The sequence below is a fragment of the Vibrio sp. 10N.286.51.E5 genome (assembly GCF_041469125.1).
GTDB classification, from domain to species: Bacteria; Pseudomonadota; Gammaproteobacteria; order Enterobacterales; family Vibrionaceae; genus Vibrio; species Vibrio crassostreae_C.
The window spans coordinates 70267-93840 of the sequence record NZ_JBFRJZ010000031.1; the positions used below are offsets into that span (position 1 = coordinate 70267).

At 45.0% G+C, this 23574-nt stretch carries 23 protein-coding genes and 1 tRNA gene; 17 read left to right on the top strand and 7 right to left on the bottom strand.

Annotated elements, in window-relative coordinates; translation table 11 throughout:
• Window positions 1-22: 22 nt before the first annotated feature.
• Complete coding sequence (argS, locus tag AB4161_RS12455; protein ID WP_017063415.1) at window positions 23-1756, bottom strand: arginine--tRNA ligase; 1734 nt, start codon at window positions 1754-1756, stop codon at window positions 23-25.
• Between the two features lie 347 nt (window positions 1757-2103).
• On the opposite strand from argS, the gene AB4161_RS12460 reads away from it, so the two are divergent.
• Window positions 2104-2700 (top strand): VOC family protein, encoded by a 597-nt coding sequence (locus tag AB4161_RS12460; RefSeq protein WP_017070298.1) that lies wholly within the window; start codon window positions 2104-2106, stop codon window positions 2698-2700.
• Between the two features lie 313 nt (window positions 2701-3013).
• Here the strand turns inward: AB4161_RS12460 and purU are convergent, their stop codons facing one another.
• The gene (gene purU / locus AB4161_RS12465; RefSeq protein WP_029235131.1) at window positions 3014-3847 is read right to left on the bottom strand and encodes a formyltetrahydrofolate deformylase; all 834 of its coding nucleotides are present in this window, start codon (window positions 3845-3847) and stop codon (window positions 3014-3016) included.
• 301 nt (window positions 3848-4148) lie between these two features.
• On the opposite strand from purU, the gene AB4161_RS12470 reads away from it, so the two are divergent.
• From AB4161_RS12470 to rnd, 8 genes are all read left to right on the top strand, one after another.
• Window positions 4149-4349: a hypothetical protein gene (locus AB4161_RS12470; RefSeq protein WP_017062381.1), complete on the top strand. Its 201-nt coding sequence runs from the start codon at window positions 4149-4151 to the stop codon at window positions 4347-4349.
• A gap of 160 nt (window positions 4350-4509) precedes the next feature.
• Window positions 4510-6438 carry an ATP-dependent DNA helicase gene (locus AB4161_RS12475; RefSeq protein WP_136982035.1) on the top strand — a complete coding sequence of 643 codons (1929 nt, stop codon included), beginning with the start codon at window positions 4510-4512 and terminating at the stop codon, window positions 6436-6438.
• A gap of 59 nt (window positions 6439-6497) precedes the next feature.
• Window positions 6498-7199 (top strand): tRNA (adenosine(37)-N6)-threonylcarbamoyltransferase complex dimerization subunit type 1 TsaB, encoded by a 702-nt coding sequence (tsaB, locus tag AB4161_RS12480; protein ID WP_076674363.1) that lies wholly within the window; start codon window positions 6498-6500, stop codon window positions 7197-7199.
• Between the two features lie 91 nt (window positions 7200-7290).
• Window positions 7291-7596 (top strand): hypothetical protein, encoded by a 306-nt coding sequence (locus AB4161_RS12485; RefSeq protein WP_004734193.1) that lies wholly within the window; start codon window positions 7291-7293, stop codon window positions 7594-7596.
• Window positions 7597-7635: 39 nt separating this feature from the next.
• Entirely contained in the window at window positions 7636-8196 is a 561-nt protein-coding gene (locus tag AB4161_RS12490; protein ID WP_017079484.1) for a Slp family lipoprotein, read from the top strand.
• A gap of 47 nt (window positions 8197-8243) precedes the next feature.
• On the top strand, window positions 8244-9200 hold the full coding sequence (locus AB4161_RS12495; protein ID WP_102393266.1) for an alpha/beta fold hydrolase: 957 nt from the start codon (window positions 8244-8246) through the stop codon (window positions 9198-9200).
• A 106-nt stretch (window positions 9201-9306) separates the two neighbouring features.
• The gene (gene fadD, locus AB4161_RS12500) at window positions 9307-11001 is read left to right on the top strand and encodes a long-chain-fatty-acid--CoA ligase FadD (protein ID WP_136982033.1); all 1695 of its coding nucleotides are present in this window, start codon (window positions 9307-9309) and stop codon (window positions 10999-11001) included.
• A gap of 143 nt (window positions 11002-11144) precedes the next feature.
• Window positions 11145-12263, top strand: a complete 1119-nt coding sequence (rnd, locus tag AB4161_RS12505) for a ribonuclease D (protein ID WP_372083399.1) — start codon at window positions 11145-11147, stop codon at window positions 12261-12263.
• Window positions 12264-12392: 129 nt separating this feature from the next.
• Here the strand turns inward: rnd and minE are convergent, their stop codons facing one another.
• The 3 genes from minE to minC are packed head-to-tail and all read right to left on the bottom strand — an operon-like array spanning window position 12393 to window position 14159.
• On the bottom strand, window positions 12393-12656 hold the full coding sequence (gene minE / locus AB4161_RS12510; RefSeq protein WP_010436847.1) for a cell division topological specificity factor MinE: 264 nt from the start codon (window positions 12654-12656) through the stop codon (window positions 12393-12395).
• 6 nt (window positions 12657-12662) lie between these two features.
• Window positions 12663-13475, bottom strand: a complete 813-nt coding sequence (gene minD, locus AB4161_RS12515) for a septum site-determining protein MinD (RefSeq protein ID WP_009848498.1) — start codon at window positions 13473-13475, stop codon at window positions 12663-12665.
• A 21-nt stretch (window positions 13476-13496) separates the two neighbouring features.
• Window positions 13497-14159 (bottom strand): septum site-determining protein MinC, encoded by a 663-nt coding sequence (minC, locus tag AB4161_RS12520; protein ID WP_017063419.1) that lies wholly within the window; start codon window positions 14157-14159, stop codon window positions 13497-13499.
• Between the two features lie 219 nt (window positions 14160-14378).
• On the opposite strand from minC, the gene AB4161_RS12525 reads away from it, so the two are divergent.
• The 5 genes from AB4161_RS12525 (at window position 14379) to AB4161_RS12545 (ending at window position 20189) form a co-directional block, all read left to right on the top strand.
• Window positions 14379-14669, top strand: coding sequence for a YcgL domain-containing protein (locus AB4161_RS12525; RefSeq protein ID WP_017062372.1), 291 nt, complete (start codon window positions 14379-14381; stop codon window positions 14667-14669).
• A 30-nt stretch (window positions 14670-14699) separates the two neighbouring features.
• Complete coding sequence (locus AB4161_RS12530; RefSeq protein WP_017062371.1) at window positions 14700-15698, top strand: lytic transglycosylase domain-containing protein; 999 nt, start codon at window positions 14700-14702, stop codon at window positions 15696-15698.
• A gap of 135 nt (window positions 15699-15833) precedes the next feature.
• Window positions 15834-16754 (top strand): LysR family transcriptional regulator, encoded by a 921-nt coding sequence (locus AB4161_RS12535; protein ID WP_017063421.1) that lies wholly within the window; start codon window positions 15834-15836, stop codon window positions 16752-16754.
• A gap of 205 nt (window positions 16755-16959) precedes the next feature.
• Window positions 16960-18159 carry a NupC/NupG family nucleoside CNT transporter gene (locus tag AB4161_RS12540; protein WP_372055458.1) on the top strand — a complete coding sequence of 400 codons (1200 nt, stop codon included), beginning with the start codon at window positions 16960-16962 and terminating at the stop codon, window positions 18157-18159.
• 215 nt (window positions 18160-18374) lie between these two features.
• Window positions 18375-20189: a cation:proton antiporter gene (locus tag AB4161_RS12545; RefSeq protein ID WP_372083400.1), complete on the top strand. Its 1815-nt coding sequence runs from the start codon at window positions 18375-18377 to the stop codon at window positions 20187-20189.
• A 126-nt stretch (window positions 20190-20315) separates the two neighbouring features.
• On the opposite strand, the gene folD is transcribed toward AB4161_RS12545, so the two are convergent.
• A complete protein-coding gene (gene folD / locus AB4161_RS12550; RefSeq protein ID WP_017062367.1) occupies window positions 20316-21173 on the bottom strand; it encodes a bifunctional methylenetetrahydrofolate dehydrogenase/methenyltetrahydrofolate cyclohydrolase FolD in 858 nt (285 codons plus the stop codon).
• Between the two features lie 211 nt (window positions 21174-21384).
• On the opposite strand from folD, the gene AB4161_RS12555 reads away from it, so the two are divergent.
• Together AB4161_RS12555 and AB4161_RS12560 are read left to right on the top strand one after the other, a co-directional pair.
• A tRNA-Arg gene (locus tag AB4161_RS12555) sits at window positions 21385-21461 on the top strand.
• Between the two features lie 93 nt (window positions 21462-21554).
• Window positions 21555-22406, top strand: coding sequence for a site-specific integrase (locus AB4161_RS12560; protein WP_372083401.1), 852 nt, complete (start codon window positions 21555-21557; stop codon window positions 22404-22406).
• Here AB4161_RS12560 and AB4161_RS12565 read toward each other — a convergent pair.
• The gene (locus tag AB4161_RS12565) at window positions 22390-22956 is read right to left on the bottom strand and encodes a hypothetical protein (RefSeq protein WP_372083402.1); all 567 of its coding nucleotides are present in this window, start codon (window positions 22954-22956) and stop codon (window positions 22390-22392) included. The two genes, AB4161_RS12560 and AB4161_RS12565, sit on opposite strands and share 17 nt — an antisense overlap.
• A gap of 481 nt (window positions 22957-23437) precedes the next feature.
• On the opposite strand from AB4161_RS12565, the gene tnpA reads away from it, so the two are divergent.
• Window positions 23438-23574: IS66 family insertion sequence element accessory protein TnpA (gene tnpA, locus AB4161_RS12570; RefSeq protein ID WP_408068882.1), on the top strand; the 137-nt coding region annotated here is incomplete at its 3' end.

Sequence of the window (23574 nt, forward strand, 5' to 3'; positions counted from 1 at the left end):
CGAATCTCGAATCTCGAATCGCTTACATGCGCTCTAGAGTGTCGATACCTAGAAGCGATAGACCTTGCTTGATCGTCTTCGCTGTTAGTGCAGCAAGCTTCAGACGGCTCTGCTTAACAGCTTCGTCTTCAGCAACTAGGATAGGGCACGCTTCGTAGAAGCTAGAGAATTGACCAGCTAGTTCGAACAGGTAGCTACACATGATGTGTGGTTGACCTTCACGAGCAACAGACTGTACTGCTTCTTCAAACTGTAGAAGTTTCGCGATAAGCGCTTTCTCTTTCTCTTCAGTGATTTTGATTTCACCTTCAAGCGAGTCCATAGAAATGCCAGCTTTAGCAAATACAGAAGCAACACGAGTGTATGCGTACTGCATGTATGGTGCTGTGTTGCCTTCGAATGCAAGCATGTTGTCCCAATCGAACACGTAGTCAGTAGTGCGGTGCTTAGAAAGGTCTGCGTACTTAACCGCTGCCATAGCAACAGTGTTCGCGATCGCTTTCTTCTCGTCTTCTGCTAGTTCTGGGTTCTTAGATTCGATTAGCTGCGCTGCACGAACTTCGGCTTCATCAAGAAGATCAGCAAGACGAACAGTACCGCCTGCACGAGTCTTGAATGGTTTACCGTCTTTACCTAGCATCATGCCGAATGCGTGGTGCTCAAGAGAAACAGATTCTGGGATGTAACCTGCTTTACGAACGATAGTCCAAGCTTGCATTAGGTGTTGGTGCTGACGTGAGTCGATGAAGTAAAGTACGCGGTCTGCGCCTAGTTCTTCAAAACGGTATTTTGCACAAGCGATATCAGTGGTTGTGTAAAGGAAGCCGCCGTCACGTTTCTGGATGATAACGCCCATTGGGTCGCCATCTTTGTTTTTGTATTCGTCTAGGAATACAACCTGTGCGCCGTCATCTTCTTTTGCAAGACCTTGCTCTTTTAGGTCAGCAACGATAGTTGGAAGCATGTGGTTGTACATGCTTTCGCCCATTACGTCATCACGCGTTAGAGACACGTTTAGGCGATCGTAGTTGCGTTGGTTTTGAATCATTGTTACGTCAACAAGCTTCTTCCACATCTCTGCGCAGAACTCGTCGCCGCTTTGTAGTTTAACAACGTAGCCACGTGCTTTAACTGCGAACTCTTCGTCTTCATCGTAAAGCTTTTTAGATTCACGGTAGAAGCCTTCAAGGTCAGCAAGTTCCATTGAAACTTCGCCAGACTCAGCCTGAACGCGCTCAAGGTTTGCGATAAGCATACCAAATTGAGTACCCCAGTCACCGATGTGGTTAGCACGGATAACGTTGTGGCCTAGGAACTCAAGAGTACGAACGACCGCATCACCGATGATGGTTGAACGTAGGTGACCAACGTGCATCTCTTTCGCAACGTTTGGTGCAGAGTAATCCGCAACAATTGTTTGTGTTTCTGCTACTGCAACACCAAGGCGAGAATCAGCCAATGCTGCGTCTGCTTGTTGTGCTAGGAAAGCTTCATCTAGGAAGATGTTAAGGAAACCTGGGCCTGCGATTTCTACTTTAGAAGCGATACCGTCTAGGTTTAGAACGTCCAATACTTTTTGAGCAAACTCTCGAGGATTAGTGCCTAGTCGCTTAGCAACGCCCATAACGCCGTTTGCTTGGTAGTCACCAAATTGTGGTTTTGCAGATTGGCGAACAGCCGCAGGAGAGCCTGCAGGTGCGCCTGCGGCTTCTAGAGCCTGAGATACTTTGTCATTAATAAGTGCTTGGATATTCACACGCGTTTCCTTCAATTCAAGGATGATAAGAGTGGCCGTTATTTCGAGGTCATTAAATTGGTTAATTATGCATCTAGTTAACGATTTAATGCCGAAATGAACAACAGACACTGTTTAAGTTCACAAAAATGGCGTTAATCATACCAATTTTGTGGGGGTTCTTATAGGTCGAATTGATAGAAAATTAACATTTCCTGAGTGGTTTTTGACAATCGACTTTTAGCAAGACGCGTTTGCATGTTTAAGGAGCGAAAAGAACATAGTTATTGAGTGTTTTTTGTAAAAGCAACGCTTGTTGCAAAAGGCAAAACTGATAACATGCAGCCATTATTTGGAGAACACAGACAATGATGATGAGCCTGAAGCAAGCTGAACTAGAACCACAACAAATGATCGCCCGCCTTGATACTTTTATGGCAAAAATCGAGAGCCTAGGAAATACATTAGGTTTGGATTTAAGCTTTGCTCAAGCGGATCATATTGCGCTGCGAATCAATGACACTGAGCTAGCGAAATCTGCCCATCAAGCGTGGTCTGAGTACGGCTCTATGATTTCTGAGGCGATGATTAATGGTCGTCCAATTGTGGTGTTGGCTTTCGATGAACCCTTGCAAAGCCTTGGCTGGAAAATTGAATGTTTGGAGCTGCCATATCCAGCAGAAGGTAAGATTTACCCAAGCCAAGATTGGGAACATGTAGAGTTTGTGATTCCTTCTCATGCCCAAACAGCTGATGAGTATCTAGCGGATCTTAAAGAAACTTACCCGCAGTTCGCTGCTAACTTTGAAACGCTGGGTGAGCAAGGCGTTAAGATCAAACTCTCTAGCCCGAAAGGCGAGGGTGAACGCTTGAATAACCCAACAGTGGCTTTTAAACATCAAGGGATTTGCATCAAGCTGCATCCACACTCTTTGAAGAAGATTGTGGAATCAGAACAGGCTTAATTTGAATAGAGAGTTGCTAGGAAAGAGATTCCTGATCTCGCCTTGGCTCGTCGGAATGACGGGGTGTTTGATGAAATTTTCCAGAGTCTATCTGGATAGTGACAGACTGAGCGTTCGAGAGCGTATGTTAGAGCCTATAGCTCGAAGGTTCATCACCGAGTTCGTCATTCCCGATAGCGACGAAGGAGCGTAGTCGGGAATCTCTCAAAGCGAGTCTGATCATCAGATACAAAAAACGCGCGATGGGCTTTCCCTATTGCGCGTTTTTTATTGGGTTCTAACTGGAAGTCTTACCGGAAATCGAATATCCGATTTACAGAATTACAGTCTTGTTGCCGTAAACAAACACATGATCATTGATCACCTTGTTTAACGCCTTACTTAATACATTCTTCTCTACGTCACGACCGGCTTGTGCCATGTCTTTCGCGCTGAAGTTGTGATCCACAGGGATAACATCTTGCTTGATGATTGGACCTTCATCCAAATCATTCGTCACAAAGTGTGCCGTTGCGCCAATGATCTTCACGCCGCGCTCATACGCTTGTTGGTATGGCTTCGCGCCAATAAATGCTGGCAAGAAGCTGTGGTGGATATTGATGATCTTGTGGTGGTATTTTTCAACAAAACCTGGTGTCAGCACTCGCATGTACTTAGCCAAAACAAGGTAATCCGCCTCGTACTGGTCAATCACTTCTAGCATCTTCTTCTCATGTTCTTCACGGTTTAGCCCTTCGTGAGAAACATGGTGGTAAGGGATGTCAAAACGCTCGGTTAGGCTTTGTAGAATGTCGTAGTTACCGACAACGGCCGCAATTTCAACGTCTAAGCTGCCATCGAAGTTCTTCATTAGAATGTCGCCAAGGCAGTGTGCTTCCTTGGTCACGAGTATCACAACACGCTTGCGAGACGAATCAACAAGCTTACGTTTCGTATTTGGTGGCAGGGCTTGGTCTAAATCGGCAAGCAAGGTTTCATCATTGAAATAGCCTTCCAGCTCGGTGCGCATAAAGAAGTGGCCACTTGTGTTATCTACGAACTCATTGTTGTGAATAATATTGAGTTGGTGCTTATAACAAATATTGGTGATCTTAGAGATGAGGCCCGGGGCATCAGTACAATGTGTTAGTAAAGTTTTTCTTTCCATTTGCATCTTACTTCCATGAAATGTTGCACTTATTATATGAAATAGGGATTCTTCAAATTTAATGCAGGCCGTCGAACGGTGAACTGAGCCGCAATATCACCGTTATAATTAATCTATTATCAAGTTGGTTTCAACAAATTCTGCTGCTGATTTATCGCTTTGATAAATTGTTTGATATAGAAATATCAGTTTTTAGATAGAAAAACAGGCAGAAGCTTCATTTTTAAAAGTTTTGACCGTAGTACGCATTTGAACTTTAACCGAGGCATTTACGCCTTGGCCAAAAATAGAGGTGATACTTATGGATAAAGAGTTACTAGCCAAAAAACTGTACTGCAAGCGAGTGAATTCATTGGCGAGAGGTACCGAATTAGATGGTCATGTTCTAGATGAAATGTGGGAAAGTAAGACCTCACCAACCGATGCAGCGAAAGCCATACAGCCTGGTGATAACCATTTTGAAGGTGCTCCTTGGCTATCACGTTATCTCAGTCGAAAATAAAAACGATTCTCTAATTCCTACTTCTTCAATTCTTACCTTCAAGGTAACTTAAGCCACGTCAAGCCAAACCAAACACCTCCGGTGCGAAGTCATTCTTGATTCGCGCCGGCTCACTAAACCTGCCATAATTCTCCTTCTCTTTTTCTAAACTTCGTACTCTATGATATCTAAAACGTTTTCTGCTGATGGCGCTCTGGGCAAAGCTATCCCTGGGTTTCAACCAAGACAAGCTCAGTTAGACATGGCTGAAGCGGTTTCACAAGCTATTGAAAATCAAAGCCAGTTGGTTGTTGAGGCTGGAACAGGTACTGGTAAGACGTTTGCTTACCTAGTGCCTGCGCTGCTTAGTGGCAAGAAAACCATCATTAGTACGGGGTCTAAAAACCTTCAAGAACAGCTGTTTCACCGAGATTTACCCTTGATGGTCGATGCGCTTGGCTTTTATGGTCAAGTTGCGTTGCTCAAAGGACGTTCAAACTATTTGTGTTTGGACAGACTCAGCCGCCAAATGATCGAGAGTCATGGTGCTCATACCGATCCAACGCTGCTGGCTCAGTTAGTCAAAGTTCGTAGTTGGTCGTCATCCACTCAAACGGGTGATTTAGGCGATTGTGATGATATCGCTGAAGACAGCCCGGTTATTCCAACCATTACCTCGACCAATGATAATTGCTTGGGTAAAGAGTGCCCAAGCTATACCGATTGCTTTGTGCTTAAAGCGCGTAAAAAAGCGATGGATTCCGATGTGGTGGTCGTAAACCACCACCTTTTCCTAGCTGATTTGGCGATCAAAGAAACCGGATTTGGCGAATTGATACCTGAAGCTGACGTGTTTATTTTCGATGAAGCACATCAACTTCCTGACATCGCCAGCCAGTACTTCGGACAATCGGTTTCCAGTCGACAGATCCAAGAGTTAGCCAAAGACATTGAAATTGCTTACCGAACTGAAGCCAAAGACATGCGTCAGCTACAGAAAGTAGGGGATAGGCTCGTTCAATCGTCAGCCGATCTGCGTATTGTGCTTGGTGATACCGGCTTTCGTGGTAACTGGCGCGAAGCTTTGAAATCCGAGTCGATTGCACGCGAGTTAGTTCGTTTGCAAGATGCTCTGCAACTTGCTGTTGATGTATTGAAGTTAGCACTTGGGCGAAGCCAGTTGTTAGATACCGCTTTCGAACGCGCAAATATGATTAAGTCGCGTATCGAACGTGTGTGCGATGTGTCGATCACTGGCTATTCGTATTGGTATGACACTACACCGCGCCACTTTGCTCTGCATATCACACCGCTTTCTGTCGCCGATAAATTCCACGAACAGATTGAGCTGAAGCCGGGCGCATGGGTGTTTACCTCAGCAACCTTGGCGGTGTCGGATGATTTCGAACACTTTACTTCTCGATTAGGGTTAAAACCGTCGGCACAGTTTTCACTGCCGAGCCCGTTTGATTATCCGAATCAAGCGCGCTTGTGTGTGCCTCGTTATCTTCCAGAACCGAATAGCCCCGGTCTCGCGGATAAGCTAGTAAGAATGCTGACTCCTGTGATTGAGCAAAACCAAGGCCGCTGTTTCTTCTTGTGTACTTCACACAGCATGATGAAAGAGTTGGGGGAGCGATTCCGTGAAACCCTCTCGGTTCCCGTTCTATTGCAAGGTGAGACAAGTAAGCAAAAAACCTTAGCCGAATTCATGGAATTAGGTAACGCATTGCTGGTGGCTACAGGTGCTTTCTGGGAGGGGATAGATGTTAGGGGCGACGCATTAAGCTGTGTTATCATCGATAAATTGCCCTTTACAGCCCCTGATGACCCTTTACTTAAGGCTCGAATCGAGGACTGTAAGCTAAAAGGGGGTGATCCTTTTGCACAAGTACAGTTACCAGACGCAGTGATTACCTTGAAACAAGGTGTTGGCCGATTAATACGTGATAAACGTGATAATGGCGCTTTAATTATTTGCGATAACCGCTTGGTGACCCGCGATTACGGTGGTGTGTTTTTGGCGAGTTTACCGCCTATCCCACGTACCCGTGACTTAGGGATCATTAAAGAATTCTTAGCTAAAGACCATTCAACCGCTGCTGAGTAATTGGCATTGTTGAGCTTAGCCATTATTTTTAGATTAGATAACGAATATTTGAGACACGAATGAGCGCGAAAATTCTTGCAGTAGATACCGCAACTGAAAACTGTTCAGTTGCACTAGTAATGGGTGACCAGGTGTTCGCACGTAGCGAAGAGGCTCCTCGAGACCATACGAAAAAAATTCTACCTATGGTTGATGAAGTACTGAAAGAAGCGAACATCGCTTTAACCGATATCGACGCAATCGCGTTTGGCCAAGGCCCAGGCAGCTTCACGGGTGTACGTATTGGTATTGGTATTGCTCAAGGCTTAGCTTTTGGTGCTGATTTACCGATGATCGGTGTATCTACACTGGCAGCGATGGCGCAAGGCAGCTACCGTAAATTTGGTGAAACTCACGTAGCTACAGCGATTGATGCTCGCATGAGTGAAGTATACTGGGCTCGTTACAGCCGTGAAGATGATGGTCGTTGGACTGCGGTTGATGCGGAATGTGTTACGCCTCCAAGCGAATTAGCTGCGCAGCTTGAAGCGGATTCTGAGACATGGGCAAAAGTCGGCACCGGTTGGGAAGCGTATGCAGAGCACATGGACACACTAGCGATTAACACCAAAGCGTGTGAAGTCCTGTTTCCAGAAGCTCAAGATATGGCGTTCCTTGCTCAATTTGCTTACGCAGAAGGTAAAGCGGTTGCAGCAGAAGAGTCTGAGCCTGTTTATCTTCGTGATAAAGTGACGTGGAAAAAACTGCCAGGTCGAGAGTAAGTACGTATTATTTTGGCTTTGCATTCACTTTGCAGAGCCAAAATAAAAACAGATACACAATCATTAACATCAGGTAATAAACTCTTTAAGCATGGTTTCACTAAACGGCTTACCTCCTTCTTCGATAGGCAATACATCCAAAACCAATCGAACCAACAAAAAGAACGAGGTAAAAAAAGGCGATGCAAAAACCTCAGTTGGTCAGCCAACTAAGGTCGCGAATGCTGTCTCGCATTCGATTCGCCAAGTCAAAGAATCTGAGATCCACAAAGCTCAGGTTCAATATGATCTTCCAGAAGGGCGTGGACGACGTGCGATGGAGGAGTATATGGACGTGATGAATCAAGCTAAAAAAGAGGAACTTGCGAAGCTTATTGGGGTCGATATTTATATCTAGCTTTGTGCTTTCATTTATCCTTTTCTAAGGACCAGCATTATGTTTTCTCTCATTTCTAAATCTCGCTTATTTTTCCTTGTCGCCTTCTCTTCGATGGTGATGGGTTGCTCATCTCTACCAGAAGAACTTAATGCAAACTCTGAACAGGTGGTAACTGACTACCAAGAGTGGGTAAACACGGTGCCAGACGCTGGTGATGTTCGCTTAGGTGGTGTGATAGCTAAAGTCACTAACTTACAAGATAAGACTCGTGTTGAAGTGGTTAACTTGCCGATCTCAAGCAACGGTAAGCCAGATATTGATGCCGAGCCAAAAGGGCGTTTTGTTGGTTACATTGATGGTTATGTAGAACCTTTGAGCTTTGCTGAAGGCCGTTTAGTCACCTTGGTTGGAACATCAAGTGGTACTGAAGATGGCACCGTTGGTGATTACCCTTATACCTTCCCAGTAATGAATGTCTACAACCAACGTTTATGGCAGATTACTGAGCGAGTGGTCATCAACGACTTTGCGCCAACCTATTACTCTTGCCGCAGTTTGCATTGTCGCAGCTTTCAAACCATGCCTAAGTCAGGCCGTGTGATTCAAGATGTGGAATAGTTGAACCTGAAATCGACACACTAAACGATAGGGACACCATACAATCAATGATTGAAAAGTCATATTCCCTTGCGAGCGGGACGCTTGCAACACAACAGATTGGCAACTCAAAAACGACCGCAACGACGGTCGTTTTTATTCATGGTTGGCTAGATAATTCTGCAAGTTTCACTCAGGTTATGCCGCAAATAGCCAAGCTTTCTCCAGATACTCACCTCGTTGCTATCGATCTCTTCGGACACGGTTTCTCGTCGCATAAACCGGGAAGTTATTACCCATTTCACGACTATATTGATGATTTGCATCAGTTGGTGACTAAATTATCGCCAAACAGACTGGTACTGGTAGGACATTCACTTGGTGCATTGATCGCAAGTTGCTATAGTGCCGCCTTTCCTGAAAAGGTGTCAGGATTAATTCAAATTGAAGGTCATGGACCTCTTTCAGAAGCTCCCCACGAAACAGTCTCTCGTTTGAGAGATGGGGTACTCAGTCGTCTTCGACAGCGAAGAAAGCCTTCACGTCCTCTGGCAAGTCTTGAGGATGCTATTAAGCTGAGAGCTCACGCCAATCAAATCAAAGCAGAACTCATTGCTCCTATTGTTGAACGAGGAATCGTTGAGCTAAGTAATGTTGATCGGACTGTTGTTACTCAAGCTGCTTTTGAACAAGCAATTGTAGATCAAGTTGCTCTTAGTCAAGCAACTGTAGCTCAAGGTAGTGCCGAGTTTGATAACTCTTGGCAATGGCGATGCGACCCTAACCTAAAATGTGACTCGTTATATCGAATGTCACAAGCGCATGCTGAAGCGATCATGGCGGCTATTGAATGCCCTCAATTAATAGTTTTAGGAAATGATGGATTCCGACATTTGCAGCATAATCGCTACAAATCAGTGCATAGTCCTCTGCATATAGAGACTGTTCCTGGCGGACATCATTGCCATTTAGAGAGCCCAGAGCTAGTTTCAGAGCTAATTCTTGGTGTAGTTAACAAAATTTAAACAAGTGTTTGAGCCTTTTAGTGCTCATGCACTAAAGCTGTGCTGTAATACCGCAATGATAAAAAGCGGCGAAGCAGTCGTCAGCTGATAAACGAGGAGTAACATAGTGGACAAACCTTGGCTTTCACGTTATCCAAGTGACGTACCAGAGACGATCAACCCAGATCAGTACCCATCTCTTATTGAAATGTTCGAACAGTCAGTACAGAAGTACGCAGACCAACCAGCATTCGAGAACATGGGGTCTATCATGACATTCCGTAAGCTTGAAGAGCGCAGTCGTGCTTTTGCTGCTTACCTGCAGAATGATCTAAAACTGAAGAAAGGCGATCGTGTCGCGCTGATGATGCCAAACCTGCTGCAATACCCAATTGCACTCTTTGGTGTACTGCGTGCAGGTATGATTGCAGTGAACGTCAACCCACTGTACACGCCTCGTGAACTTGAACATCAATTGAATGACTCTGGCGCAAAGGCGATTGTTATCGTTTCTAACTTTGCGAGCACGCTAGAAAAAGTCGTTGATAAAACTCCGGTTAAACACGTTGTGCTAACCAGCTTGGGGCAAATGCTGCCACGAGCGAAAGGTACGATTGTCGACTTCGTAGTGAAATACGTAAAAGGCATGGTGCCTAAGTATGATCTGCCGGGTGCTATCTCATTCAGAAAAGCGCTGCACAAAGGTCGTCGTCTTCAATATGTGAAACCGTTCATGGCGGGTGATGACATCGCGTTCCTACAGTACACTGGTGGTACAACAGGTGTAGCGAAGGGCGCAATCCTAACGCACCGCAATATGATTGCGAACGTACTTCAAGCGAAAGGGGCTTACGGTCCTGTTCTGCAAGAAGGCCGCGAGTTGGTTGTAACGGCATTACCGCTTTACCACGTATTTGCACTGACGGTGAACTGCTTACTGTTTGTTGAGATGGGTGGTCGTAACCTTCTAATTACTAACCCTCGTGACATTCCTGGCTTTATTAAAGAGCTGCAAAAGGTTCCGTTTACCGCAATTACCGGCGTAAACACCTTGTTTAATGCGCTAGTTAATAACGAAGATTTCCACGAGTTGGATTTCAGTAACCTACGCCTATCTGTTGGCGGCGGCATGGCGGTTCAACGCGCTGTTGCTGAGCAATGGAAGAAAGCGACAGGCATTCACCTATTGGAAGGCTATGGCTTAACTGAGTGTTCACCACTGGTAACGGGTAACCCATACGACCTGAAAGACTACACAGGTGCTATCGGCCTACCAGTACCATCGACAGAAGTTCGTATTGTTGATGATGAAGGTAAGGTTATTGCTAATGACCAAGTAGGCGAGCTACAAGTTCGTGGCCCTCAAGTGATGCAAGGTTACTGGCAGCGCCCTGAAGCGACCAAAGAAGTGATCGATCAAGACGGTTGGTTATCGACAGGTGACATCGTTAAGTTTGATGACGAAGGCTTGTTGTACATCGTTGACCGTAAGAAGGACATGATTCTTGTATCAGGCTTCAACGTCTACCCGAACGAGATTGAAGACGTTGTGGCTCTGCATGGTAAAGTGCTTGAAGTAGCAGCTATCGGTCAACCTCATGAAGTGTCTGGTGAATTGGTTAAGATCTACGTTGTGAAGCGTGACCCTAGCCTGACCAAAGAAGACATTATCGCGCATTGTCGTGAGCACTTGACGGGCTACAAGATCCCTAAATTAGTCGAGTTCAGAGATGATCTTCCAAAGACTAACGTAGGTAAGATCTTACGCCGCGTACTGCGTGAAGAAAACGATGCAGAACTTGCGAAACGCGCTAGCGAATAATTAGCCCGTTTACGCGAAAGTACTGCACCATAACCATTGAGGCGCTTAATCTAAGCGAGCGCTGAAAAATGGTGTTAGAATGCCGACAGTTAATGTCGGCATTTTTGTATCCGGCGATCAAATAGAAACCTGTGAGAGTTTTTGTGGATTATCAAATCATTACCCAATTGAAAGACCTTGAGCGAGTTTGCCAACAAGCACGTGAAGCCGATGTCGTTATGCTTGATACGGAGTTTGTTCGTACAAGAACCTATTACCCTCAATTAGGCTTAATTCAGTTATTTGATGGTGAAACGCTGTCACTGATTGACCCTATTGCTCTTGGTGAAATGACACCATTTGTTGGATTGTTGAAAGACGCTTCTGTTCTGAAAGTGCTGCACGCTTGCGGTGAAGATTTGGAAGTGTTCCAAAACGCATTTGGCTGCACACCAACCCCAATGGTTGATACACAGATCATGGCAGCTTTCTTAGGTCATGGTTTATCAACGGGCTTTGCTGCTCTGGTTTCAGAGTTTGTCGGTGTCGATCTCGATAAAAGTGAATCTCGTACCGACTGGCTGGCGCGTCCGCTTTCTCAAAAGCAATTGGACTACGCAGCGGCAGACGTGCATTACCTAATGCCAATGTACAACAAGCTTCTAGAAAAAGTGATGGAAGCTGGCTGGTGGGAAGCGGCTCAGCAAGAGTCTGATTTACAAGTTGCCAAGCGCATTCGTAAAGTAAACCCAGATACAGCCTACCTTGATATTAAAGGGGCGTGGCAGCTTAAACCTAAGCAATTAGCGATCTTACGACCTCTAGCAACTTGGCGTCTAAAAGAAGCAATCAAGCGCGATTTAGCGCTGAACTTTGTCTTCAAAGAACAAGACCTATGGGCTGTGGCGCGTTTTGCGATGAAAGATCCCAAGCACATGGAGCAAGAGGGTTTTGATTACCGTTCTGTGCGTCGCCATGGTGCGAAGATCAGCTCAATCGTAAAGTTAGCGGAACATACACCAGAAGAAGAGTACCCAGCACCAGTAGAACGTCTAATGGACTTCCCTGGCTACAAGCAACTCTTCAAAGTGCTGAAAGATGAAGTGAAAACAGCATCACAACACAGTGGTTTGGCGACGGAATTCTTGGCATCGAAGAAGCAACTTAACCAAATGTTAAGCTGGGTGTGGAAGCACGATCGTAACCCAGAAAAGCTGCCTGATGTTATGCAAGGCTGGCGTTTAGATGTGGTTGGCGAAAAGCTGAGTAAAGCGATCAAATAACCGCTTGCTGCTTTAAAGCCTAACTTAGTTACAGTTATAAACTGCACATACAAAAAAGAGAGCCTAGGCTCTCTTTTTTATTCAATCAATACAAGCAAGTGTATTACCTGCCAATCTTGTTCAGAAAGATTATCGATCTTCTTCTGGAAGCTTAACATTCAACTCTAACACTGAGATGTCGTCATCTTTGTGTTCAAAAGTCAGATCAACCATTGATGGATCGACCTCAACGTACTTGGCAATACACTTCAAGATGTCTTCTTTTAGTTGCGGCAGGTAAGACGGCGCTGGGTCGTCATGGCTGCGTCGTTCGGCAACAATGATCTGCAAACGTTCTTTGGCTAGGTTTGCGGTTGTCTTTTTCTGTGGTCTAAAAAACTCTAATAATGACATTGTGCATTAGCCCCCGAACAGTCGTTTGAAGATGCCTTTCTTCTGTTCCGTTAAGAAGCGGAAGTCAACTTGGCTACCCAGTAGTCGCTCTACAGTATCATTGTAAGCCATACCTGCGTCGGTTGCTTCGTCAAAGATAACTGGAACACCCTTGTTCGATGCGTTCAGTACCGCTTGGCTCTCTGGAATTACACCCAGTAGAGAGATGTGCAGGATTTCTTCAACGTCTTCAACACTGAGCATCTCACCTTGAGTTACACGTGCTGGGTTGTAGCGAGTCAATAGAAGGTGTGTTTTCACTGGCTCTAAGCCGTCTTCAGAACGACGAGATTTAGAGTCAAGAATACCTAGAATACGGTCTGAATCGCGTACTGAAGAGACTTCTGGGTTGGTGGTTACAATCGCTTCATCAGCGAAGTACAACGCCATAAGAGCGCCTTGTTCGATACCCGCAGGAGAATCACAGATGATGAAATCAAAGCCCATTTCATCCAGTTCATCAAATACACGACGAACACCATCTTTTGTTAGTGCGTCTTTATCACGAGTTTGAGAAGCAGGAAGAATGAACAGGTTCTCTGTGCGCTTGTCTTTGATCATCGCTTGGTTCAGCGTCGCTTCACCATTGATAACATTAACGAAGTCGTACACAACACGACGCTCACAACCCATGATTAAATCTAGGTTACGCAGACCGATATCAAAGTCGATAACTGCGGTTTTCTTTCCTTTTAAAGCCAGACCCGAGGCAATAGCTGCACTGGAGGTCGTTTTGCCTACCCCGCCTTTACCTGACGTTACAACGATAATGCGTGCCATTCTGTTTTCCTTTTATTTCTCTTATATTGCGAGGACATCAACGTGTAATACATCGTTTGCCATACTGAACATGGTTTTCTTCTGCCAGTACTCGCTTTCAATTTGATCGCTGAGCCAGTAATTTCCAGCAATGGAAACCAGCTCGGCTTGTAAGTCATTACAAATTATTTTTGCTTCAGTTTGACCACTTGCACCTGCAATCGCACGGCCGCGTAAAGTGCCATGAATATGGATGCTGCCATCGGCAATCACTTCCGCGCCTGCACTCACATGGCTGAGTATCAATAGATCGCCATCTTTCGCATAAACCTGCTGACCAGAACGAATAGGGGTTCTAATCACTTTGATTGGTGCCATTTTCGCTGGAGCTTGAGATGGCGACTTGCTTGCCGTCATCACTGCAAAACCGGCTTCTTTAGCGAGGTTTTGCATTCGCTTATCAGAACAGCCTGCCACACCAACCGGGATCATGCCCGCTTGAGATATACCATTTTTAAGTTGCACAAAATCGATATCGCCCGCGACTTTACTGATGTTGATAACAACAGGTGCGGCAGCGAAAAACGTAGGTGCTTGGTCTACTTTCTCTTGAAGAAAAGAGACTGCATTTTCGACTTGATCATCGGATAAGTGCAAAACAGATAGCGTAAAGCTGCTACCTTTTAGATCTGGGTTACTAGACATCGAAAAACTACAGGACCTCAATAGCGGATTAGTACAATTTCTTTATCAATAAAATAAAGGGCATTGCCTGAAACTAGGTTTATCATGTTATATTCCCAAACCAAGCACAGCAAGTAATCTTGTTGTCAAATGGACGTTTTGTTCCCAATATTTCCCTAACATAAACTATTGATCTCGCAAGTGAGAGTTTTGTAGTCATAATCAATTAAAAGGTTTGTCATGCTGTGTTCTATATATAAAAGCTCAAAGAAAGAAGGAACATACCTTTATATCCCTAAGAAGGATGATTTTTCACAAGTTCCTGACGCATTGATGCAAATGTTTGGTAAACCTAGTTTTGTAATGGTAATTAAAATGGATGGCCGTAAACTGGCTCAAGTAAACATCGAAAAAGTGAAAGAATCACTGAATACCGATGGTTTCTTTTTACAGGTTCCGCCACCACCAGTTAACGAACTTGAGCTTCATAAAGAGCGTAAAGCTCAACAGAAATCTCAAGACGAAGAGTGATAGCCACCTCAATTCAAGGAGGAGTGATCGTTGAGTAAATTTTCGAAAACCATATTGGCTGTGTCGGCATTACTATTGGGTAATAGCCTGACCATAAGTTCAGTACAAGCTGAAGAACTGAGCTTCGAGCAATATGTAGAAAAACTAAAACAACAAGGCCGTGAAGAAGGCATCTCTGAAGCGATCATTGATGAAGCCTTTGATGGTGTAACGTTTAAGCCAAGAGCGGTAAAAGCCGACAAAAACCAACCTGAGAAAAAACTGACTCTGGATGAATACATTCCACGAGCGGTTCCAGATTGGAAAGTGAAGCAAGCAAGGTCACTCTACAAGGAGCATTACACCGCGTTAAAGCGTATTGGTGATGAATATGGTGTTCAACCAAGATTCATTGTCGCGCTATGGGGCGTTGAGAGTAATTTTGGTAAGTTCACGGGCAATTACAGCGTTATCGACGCCCTAACGACCATGGCTTATGAAGGACGCCGAGAAGCTTTCTTCCGTAGCGAAGCGATGGCGGCATTGAAGATTCTTGATCAAGGCCATATTGCACCAAAAGAGATGAAAGGCTCTTGGGCTGGTGCGATGGGTCAACCTCAGTTTATGCCAAGCTCATTCTTAGCTTACGCCGCTGATGGCAGTGGTGATGGCAAGAAAGACATTTGGGGCACTGAAGAAGACGTATTTGCTTCGGCGGCCAATTATCTCAGCCAATCAGGGTGGGATGACAAATATACTTGGGGTCGTCAGGTTCATGTTCCGTCAACTGTGTCGATCGATTTACAAGGTCGAGACGAAGACAAAGCGAAATACTTAAAAGAGTGGTCTGAACTCGGTATTAAACGCTATGACGATCGCCCACTGCCAACACTTGATGAAGACATTAAAGCTTGGTTAATCATGCCGGATGATGAAACCGGACGTTCGTACCTCATTTATAACAACTACAATGTGTTAATGAAGTGGAATCGTTCTTACTACTTTGCTTTGGCAGTAAGCCACTTAGCCGACAGAATTAAGTTTGATTAACAGACCTAAGTCGCTTTGAATAGCATTTGGCCTATCATAGGCAGAACGAACTAAAGGACTCTTCGGAGTCCTTTTTGATTTTATATTTCAGAGATTTAATAAGGTGATCTTGTGCTAACAGATAGAGCTGCACAGATGGTGATATTCCATGCGCTGATCAAGCACGAAGGCTTTACCAGTGCTGCAAAAAGCTTGAACGTTTCGGTGTCTCATATCAGTAAGCAAGTCGCTTTGCTTGAAGACTCAATCGGCATCAAGTTGGTACAACGAACCACACGAAGCCTCACGCTGACTGAAGCGGGAGACGTGTTCTATCAACATTGTGAGCAGCTGTTTAACACGGTGAAAGCAGCTCAGATGGATATGGATAGCCAGCGCGATGATATCTCTGGAATACTACGCGTCGGTTTGTCGCAGTCATTTGGCACACTCCATATCATTCCGGCGATTGATCAACTCAGACAGCTTTATCCTCAGTTGAGAATCGAGGTCCACTTGTTCGACTATAAGGTGGACATGATTGAAGAGCGCTTGGATCTCTGGATCACCAACAATGAAGATTTGCCTGAAGGTTACATTGCGCAGCGATTAGCCGACAGTCAGTTTGTGGTGGCTGCGTCACCGGATTATCTGATTAAGGCTGGGACGCCACATGTACCTTCCGATTTGATTGACCATAACTGTCTTATCTATCGCAGCCGTGAACGAGATTACACATCGTGGGCGTTTGACAACGGGCAAGAAAACCTCAGCGTCAAAGTCGCGGGCGATTACTCAGTCGATTTGGCTGAGGCAGTACGAGACGCGGCAGTATCAGGGTGGGGCGTTGCTTATTTGGCGACTTACTTAGTGAAAGAAGAGTTTAGAACGGGCAAGCTCATTCAAGTATTGCCAGAGTGGAGAGCCAGTCAGCTGATGCCATTCTATGCCGTTTACCCGAGCCGAAAGAATATGCCGAAGAAGCTTTCGGCAGTGATTGAGTTCATTAAAGATCATATCGGGTCGCCGACGTATTGGGACAAAAACCTCAAAACTTGCGTTGAACTGCATCGCTAACTGTTTCCTAATCTATAAATATAATTTCCATATGGAAAAAGTACGCTTTTTAATCAAAGTTAATTATTAAAATTCAATAACTTAATTATACTCATAGTTAAATCGTGATTACCCCAACATCACATTAACAACCTCAGCTTGCCGCAAACGATTTCCTCTATAGAATGCGTCGCCTTTCCTACCTACAACTTTTAGGTTGACGCACATGGCTTCCCTACTTGGAATTATCACTATTTTAGTTGCCGCTTGGTTACTATCTACGGACAGAAAAAATATTCCACTAAGAACAGTCTCTTTGGCTTTCTTATTACAAATCTCATTCGCGCTATTGGTTCTGTATGTACCAATGGGTAAAGAAGCGTTGAATGCAGCCACAGGTGCGGTATCTAGCTTGATCAACTACGGTCAAGAGGGGATTAACTTCCTATTTGGTGGCCTAACGAATAACGGATTTGTTTTCGCGATTAACGTTCTAGGCATCATTATCTTTTTCTCTGCACTGATCTCTGGTTTGTACCACATCGGCTTTATGCCAAAGGTGATCAACCTTATCGGTGGCGCACTACAAAAGTTCTTGGGCACAGGTCGTGCGGAGTCACTGTCTGCGACTGCAAACATTTTCGTTGGCATGATTGAAGCTCCATTGGTGGTTAAGCCTTACTTGAAGCACATGACGGATTCACAACTGTTTGCCGTCATGGTGTGTGGTTTGGCTTCTGTAGCTGGTGGCACGCTAGTCGGTTATGCATCGCTTGGTGTTGATTTGAACTACCTGATCGCTGCGGCATTCATGTCTGCTCCTGCTGGTCTATTGATGGCCAAGATTTTGGTACCAGGTAGCGCAGATGACGCTCAAGAAAATATTGAGTCTGACGTTGAAATTCCACGAGCAACAAACGTAGTCGAGGCAATGGCAGATGGGGCTATGTCTGGACTTCGTATTGCCGTTGCAGTGGGTGCGACACTTTTGGCCTTTATCAGTGTGATAGCAATGCTGAATGGCTTGTTAGGTATTGTTGGTGGCTGGTTTGGCGTAAACCTAAGCTTCGAACTTATCCTAGGTTATGTGTTCGCGCCTGTTGCATGGCTGATCGGTGTGCCGTGGTCTGAGGCTGTGGTTGCAGGCTCGCTGATCGGTAACAAGATCGTTGTGAACGAGTTTGTGGCTTTCATCCAGTTAATGGACGTAAAAGACGCACTGAGTGAGCACTCAAAAGCGATCGTTACTTTCGCACTATGTGGTTTTGCCAACATCTCTACCATGGCAATTCTGATTGGCGGTTTGGGTAGCTTAGTTCCAGAGCGTCGCTCTTTCATCTCACATTACGGCTTTAAAGCAATTTGTGCGGGTGTGCTTGCCAACCTAATGAGCGCAGCGATTGCGGGCGTGGTGCTTTCTCTATAAGTAATTATTGGTGACTTATAAGCATTTTCTAACTGGGCCATAACCACCCAGTTAACTAATCATGGCTTTACTCCCCCTATAGTAAAGTGACTGATTAATCACAATAATATTCGGTTAGCGTGAAAAAGAGAGCCTATAGTGTAAGAACGTAGGCTTTCTTATTTCATTGAATAGTTTGTACCACAGGGTGTGGTGCAAACCTTTTAGGGGCACAAATGGATTTGTCGATTACTTCTTCTTTGGCGTTAATTGGACTCTTGTCTTTAGCTTGTCAGCAGCTCGGCTGGCGTTTACGTCTTCCCGCCATTCTCCCTCTCCTTATCGTTGGCCTATTGTTAGGTCCCGGCCTGAATATTCTAAATCCCGATGCCATTTTCGGTGATGTGCTGTTTCCTATGATCTCCTTAGGGGTTGCCATCATCTTGTTTGAAGGAGCATTGACCCTAAATTTCAAAGAAATCAGAGGCCATGGCCGGATGGTGACTCACCTCGTGAGTTTCGGCATGTTGATTACATGGGCGTGCATCGTGGTGGGGGCATACTACTTTGTGGACTTCAGTTGGCCGTTAGCCGCACTGTTTGGTGCATTAGTTGTGGTAACTGGCCCTACGGTAATCGTGCCCATGCTTCGCAGTATTCAGCCTAAATCTTCGTTAGGCAGTATCTTGCGATGGGAAGGGATAGTAATTGATCCGATTGGTGCTCTGTTTGCGGTTCTCGTCTACGAGTACATTGTTTCTTCTGCCGACCCTACCGGACACGTTCTGTCAGCTCTGGGCCTGACGTTAGTCATAGGTTTAGGCTTAGGGATCATCGGTGGCCATTTGATTGCCAAGATGCTGCAAGGGCATTGGGTACCGCACTATTTACGTAATGTGGCTGTGCTGACGCTAATGTTGGCGGCGTTCTCGTTTTCTAATGATCTGAGTGAAGAATCGGGTTTATTAACCGTGACCATCATGGGGATCTGGCTTGCCAACGTGAAGGGCTTGGATATCGAAGACATCATCGAATTCAAAGAAACCCTGACCGTGTTACTTATTTCTGCGTTGTTTATTCTGTTAGCGAGCAGGCTCGACTCCGGAACCTTCCTCTCGATAGGTTGGGGTGGGGTTGGCTTGTTAGCGGTAGTGATGCTGGTGGCGCGTCCTTTGAGTGTGTGGATCAGCGGGATCGGCACGGATCTTACCTCTGCGGATAAATGGTTTTTGAGCTGGATGGCACCGCGCGGGATCGTTGCAGCCGCGGTTTCTTCTCTGTTTGCAATCAAACTTCAAGAGAAGCAATTAATTGAAGGCGCAGACCTTCTGGTGCCAATGGTGTTCTTGGTCATCATCGGTACGGTTGTGATTCAGAGCCTTACCGCGAGTTGGTGGGCGAGAAGGCTAGGTGTGACTCAAGAGAAGGCACAAGGCGTTATCTTCTTTGGTGCGACTCAGTTTTCACGCCAGTTTGCCAAAGTGTTGGCGACACACAACATCAACAGTGTGCTTGCCGATACCAACTGGGAAAGCATTCGCTTAGCGCGCATGGAAAACTTGAATGTTTATTTTGGTAACCCGGCTTCGAGCCACGCTGAAAATAATCTGGAATTGGATGGAATAGGGCGTGCGATGATCGTGTCGCCTTATCGTCAAACCAACCCGTTAGTTAGTATGCACTATCAAGACGAGTTTGGTGAGAATAAGGTGTTTGAGCTTGAATCCTCAGAGAATAAACATGAAAGGCATCAAGTGAGCCGCGATGGCAATAGAAGCTTGTTTTCGGAAGGGATTACCTATTCTAAGCTTAACTCACTGATGGCTCAGGGTAGCCAAATTAAAAGTACAGGTTTGACCGAGGCATTTGATTTAAACGAGTTTAACGCTCTGTACCCTAAAGCCATTCCTCTTGGGGTGATTACTGGCGGTGATTTCCGTTTAATTACACAAGGGTCTGAGTTGGAAAAACTCATATCAACGGAGTGTGAGCTTATTAGTTTATTACCGCCTTCTGAACAGACGGAAAAAGTTGAGACTCCAGATAAGTAGCAACGAGCACCTCATCAAAAGCGAGTCGCCTTGTTTCAAAAACGAATAGCTAAGTACCAAAGCATCAAAAAAGCCGCAACGTTCATCACGTCGCGGCTTTCTCATTCTATTTTTATGCGCAGCGGACTACTTCGAGTGAAATTGCTCGCAAGCGATCATGGTGTTCTCGATTAGGCTCGCCACCGTCATTGGGCCAACACCACCCGGTACTGGTGTGATGAAGCTTGCGCTTTCTTTCGCTACGTCGTATTCAACGTCGCCCACTAGTTTGCCAGATTCTAAACGGTTGATACCAACATCGACCACAACAGCGCCTTTCTTAATCCAAGCGCCAGGAATGAAGTTAGGCTTACCAACGGCAACTACAACAACGTCTGCTTGACGTACGTGGCCTTCAAGGTCTTTGGTGAAGCGGTGACATGTTGTCGTCGTACAACCTGCTAGAAGAAGCTCTAGCGTCATTGGGCGACCTACGATGTTTGATGCGCCAACCACAACCGCGTGTTTACCACGTAAGTCGATGTTGTAACGGTCAAGCAGCGTGATGATGCCTTTTGGCGTACAAGAGCGAAGCTTAGGCATGCGCTGAGCCAAACGGCCGACATTGTAGGGGTGGAAGCCATCAACGTCTTTTTCTGGCGTGATACGCTCAAGAACGTGAGTGCTATCAATGCCTGCTGGTAGAGGCAGTTGAACAAGAATACCGTCGATCTCTGGATCGTCGTTCAGTTGGTCTACAAGTGTTAACAATTCGTCTTCTGTCGCAGTGGCTGGCAAGTCGTAAGATTTAGATACGAAGCCAACTTCTTCACACGCTTTACGCTTACTTCCAACGTAAACCTGAGAAGCAGGGTCTTCACCCACTAAAACAACCGCTAGGCCCGGAGCGCGTAATCCAGCTTCAGTACGAGCTTTTACACGTGCAGCAACTTCGGAGCGAACCGTTTGAGAAATTAGCTTTCCATCAATATTTTGAGCAGTCATGAATTTCCTTAGTATTGATATTCAAGTTAGTGGCTGATGTTTTTGGCGCATTATTCCAGAAAATCTTTTTGATTACCATCAAGCAAACGTTTGCTTTGGTCTATTTTCCAACACTTATATGTTTGTTGGCCTTTTTTTACCCACTTAGATCAGAATGTTACATAAAGCCGTTGCTTTACTGATTCGAATTCGTATAATTCGTTCCTGTAGCGCGCCCTTAGCTCAGCTGGATAGAGCACCTCCCTTCTAAGGAGGTGGTCGAAGGTTCGAATCCTTCAGGGCGTGCCATTTATTTAGAAAGTCCCGATAATTCAATGAGTTATCGGGATTTTTGCTTTTTAGCGTCACTGTCCCTTTTCATACCCTTGAGAGGACAGATACTTGAATTTTGATACCCACGTCACGCTTTCTCTGCATACACCTATCCCTGTACTGATAGAACAGTACTCAACTCAGAAAGCTCAATACTTCAAAAGCTACCTCTGCACTATCCAGTATCGCCTAAAGCGTTTAGCTGAATGGTTCTCCGATAGCTGTGTAAAAGACATTTCTCCAGAGCTTGTGTCTAAGTTTCTACGAGAGCGGCAGACAAAGGTTAAATCTGGTTCAGTTAGAAAAGATGCCTCGGTTTTACGAGCGATGCTTAACTGGCTGAGAAAGGACATAGGTTTGCAGATACCCGATGTGTTTAAGCACGTTCGCATCCCAAAAGACTACACAGTGCGACAGTTCACACCTACAGATGAACAACTACATAAAGTGATAGGGAATCTCAAAACTCTGGAACTTAAAGACATTTGCTTGCTGCTATCTGAAACAGCTTGTCGGCGCAGCGAAATACTAGGATTAAAGTTTGGTGATGTGTGCCTTGCGGGGCGTTATCTTCAGCTTAGAGATACGAAAAACGGTGAGGATAGGCGAGTTCCATTATCACGACCTGCAATGGCAATTCTTGAGCGTAGGTTATATGAGCTAGAGGGTTATAAAGAATCAAAGCAGTTATTCAAAACTCAAGCAATTTACTTGAGCAAAGCCTTTAGAGTTGCTGCTGATGAAGAAGGGCTGAATGACTTTGTGCTTCACTCACTGCGACACTACCGCCTATCTAAACTGATACAGGCAGGGCATGACCATATGCTTGTAGCAAAGCTATCAGGTCATAAAGATATACGAGTATTAAATCGTTATGTGAAGGTGGATGTGTCGCAGTTAGCAGCTACGCTTTTTGATTAGACAGCTTATTCTTCTTATGGCACTTTTTTACGTATTTATCTAGCTTGTTAGCTTTCGAAGGATTGAGAGCTAATCTTCCGATTTTGCATCGTTGTTTACTTGTTAGACTGGCTTTCTGCTTTAGGCTCTTGCTAGAGAGATTTTTTCCCATGATGGCTAGGTAGATGTCTAATCGATTGAATAAATAGTGACTGATTGCTTGAGAGGCGCATCGAATGGCTCTTGTATACCACTCAATCATACTCTTGCTGTAGTTCTTTCCTGTTATTGCTACTTGCTTCCTGTTAAGTAGTTTCCCAACTGTAGTGGTGCTTATTTCAGTAAGAAATGTCAGATAAAATAGAATTTGTTTTTTGCTGGTTCTCCTTGTGCTTGTTTTGGGAGTTTGGCCTGTCGCTCCACGCAGGCAGTCATCAAGCCAGTTAGGAAGGCCGGAGGTACTGATGGCGTTGCACTGTTCATCGTTGATAGCTTGGTTATACCCTAGAAAGTTGAGCTTGGATAAGAACTCTTGAACTTTCGAGTTATCGGTGATTTTTACTGTATTCAAAATAGTTTCCTTTGATAGCAGATAGCTTGCTTGAAAGAAGAAATTTAAAAACCGAACCTAATATAAAAGGGCTTGTTTGGGCTTTTGCTGTATTTGGAGGTTTAGAGGTAAGGAGGAAAGATAGCTATCTAACCTCCTTGCTTTCTTACTACTTCAAAAAGTTAGAGAAGATGAATATCGCCAATTGTTTTTGATGATACCTGTACGCCGTTTTTCCATTGGCTTGACGCTTCATTTTGAACTTAACTTGTTTGCTTTTTCTTGCAGCTCTCAGTACGGCACGAGTCCAACAGGTAGATACACCACGAGGATTAAACCTTTGAACTTTTAGCCAATCTTTAAAGTTGGTTTGTCTAAAGCTCAGGTACTTCTTTTGATTCGATGGAATGTGAAGTTTGTTAGTAAGCGTGTCACGAACCCCGCATTCTAATTAACCAGCACGAAGAATAAGATCATCTCTCCAACCCAAAGGAGAGTTGAAATGGTAAAACGACGCACCGACCTAGAATGGCAATCACTGTTTGAGCAATATGAAAGCAGCAGTGTTACCCAACGCGCTTTTTGTGAAGAGCATGGACTGAGTTTATCCACGTTCTTTGCCAAACGGCGTCAACTCCA